Consider the following 2,283-nt stretch of genomic DNA (forward strand, 5'->3'; position numbering starts at 1 on the left):
CGGCCTCGTCGATCCCGTTTGATTCTTCCTCGGCGCTCACGCGCAGCCCGATCGTGTACTTGAGGATCAAGGCCAGGATCAGCGTGACGATGCCGGAGTAGAAGAGGACGGCGAACGCGCCGACCGCCTGCCGCTCCAGCTGGGCCCAGCCGCCGCCGTAGAACAACCCCTTCGACACCCCGGCCACGCCGTTGATGGCCGTGGACTCGGGAGCGGCGAGCAGGCCCACCAGCAGCGTGCCCGCCAGACCGCCGATCATGTGCACACCGACCACGTCGAGCGAGTCGTCGAAGCCGAACTTGAACTTCAGCCCGACCGCCAGCGCGCACACCACTCCGGCCACCGCCCCGACGACGATCGCGCCCAGGATGTTGACCGACGAGCAGGACGGCGTGATCGCCACCAGCCCGGCGACGATGCCGGACGCCGCACCCAGCGTCGTGGGCTTGCCGTCACGGATGCGCTCGGTTAGCAGCCAGGCCAGCATGGCCGTGGCCGTGGCGACCGTGGTGGTCATGAACGTCGACCCGGCCGAGCCGTTGGAGCTGGTCGCCGAGCCGGCGTTGAACCCGAACCAGCCGAACCACAGCAGGCCGGCGCCGAGCATCACGAAGGGCAGGTTGTGCGGCCGGAACAGCGTCGTGGGCCAGCCGCGGCGCTTGCCCAGGACGATCGCCAGGGCCAGGCCCGCCACACCGGAGTTGATATGGACCGCTGTCCCACCGGCGAAGTCGATCGCGTGCAGCTTGTTGTTGATCCAGCCGCCGTGCTCGGACGCGAAGCCGTCCGCGGCGAAGACCCAGTGCGCGACCGGGAAGTAGACCAGCGTCGCCCACAGCCCGGCGAACACCAGCCAGGCGGTGAACTTGAGCCGGTCGGCCACCGCGCCCGAGATCAGGGCGACGGTGATGATCGCGAACATCAGCTGGAAGGCGACGAAGACGGTGGCGGGCATCGTGCCGGCCAGCGGGATGTCCACCTGCGTGACGCCCTTGCTCGCGTCCGCCTTGACGGCGTTGCCGCCGATCAGCTTCGCCAAGCCCCAGTAATCGGTCGGGTTGCCCACGACGCCGCCCCGGTCGTCCCCGAACGACATCGAGTAGCCGTAGAGCACCCACAGCACGGTGACCACGCCCATCGCGCTGATGCTCATCATGATCATGTTGAGCACGCTTCTGGTGCGCACCATGCCGCCGTAGAAGAACGCAAGGCCCGGCGTCATCAACAGCACTAGCGCGGAACTCGCCAACATCCAGGCGGTATCGCCGGTATCGGGTTGGCCCAATTGCGGGAATGCCACTCGCTCACCTCCGGTAAGGACATGAATGGCCGTCAGGCGACGCCTGTGACCTGATCCAGAACCTTGCGAGATGGTTGTTTCCGCAGTGGGGCCACCGTGTTTCGGCGGTATTAACGTCCCGCGCTGCGTGTTAGGGGTTTCAGCCGAGCAGGGCGTCGACGAAGGCGCCCGGCTCGAACGGCGCGAGGTCGTCTGGGCCCTCCCCGAGCCCGACCAGCTTCACCGGCACCCCGAGCTCCTGCTGGACGCGGAATACGATGCCGCCCTTGGCCGTACCGTCCAGCTTGGTCAGCACGGCGCCGGTGATCTCGACCACCTCGGCGAACACCCGCGCCTGGGCCAGCCCGTTCTGCCCGATGGTGGCGTCGAGCACCAGCAGCACCTCGTCGACCGCGGCGCGCCGTGTTACCACGCGTTTAACCTTGTCGAGCTCGTCCATCAGCCCGACCTTGGTGTGCAGCCGCCCGGCGGTGTCGATGAGCACGACGTCGGCGCCCGCGGCGATGCCCTTGTCGACGGCGTCGAAGGCCACCGACGCCGGGTCGGCGCCCTCGGGCCCGCGCACCACCTCGGCGCCGACCCGGGAGGCCCAGGTCTGCAGCTGGTCGGCCGCGGCGGCGCGGAAGGTGTCGGCGGCGCCGAGCACGACGCGTCGGCCGTCGGCCACCAGCACGCGCGCCAACTTGCCGACGGTGGTGGTCTTTCCGGTGCCGTTCACGCCGACGACCAGCAGCACCGACGGGTGGTCGGCGTGCGGCAGCGCGCGGATCGAACGGTCCATCTCGGGGTGCAGCTCACGGATCAGCACGTCGCGCAGCACCGCCTTGGCGTCGGCCTCGGTGCGCACGTCGCTGCCGGCCAGGCGGGCGCGCAGCTGCGACATCACCGAATCGGTGACCACCGGGCCCAGGTCGGCGACCAGCAGGGTGTCCTCGACGTCCTGCCAGGCGTCTTCGTCGAGATCGCCGCCACCGATCAGACCC

At 69.3% G+C, this 2,283-nt stretch carries 2 protein-coding genes; both read right to left on the reverse strand.

Going from position 1 to position 2,283, the window contains the following annotated elements:
* A partial coding sequence (locus A5680_RS12510; protein ID WP_082970350.1) for an ammonium transporter occupies window positions 1-1,252 on the reverse strand: 1,252 nt, incomplete at its 3' end.
* Window positions 1,253-1,439: 187 nt separating this feature from the next.
* Window positions 1,440-2,283 (reverse strand): signal recognition particle-docking protein FtsY (gene ftsY / locus A5680_RS12515; RefSeq protein ID WP_067819715.1); only part of this gene is annotated, 844 nt, incomplete at its 5' end.

It is taken from the genome of Mycobacterium sp. E2989, assembly GCF_001667595.1.
Taxonomy (GTDB): Bacteria; Actinomycetota; Actinomycetes; order Mycobacteriales; family Mycobacteriaceae; genus Mycobacterium.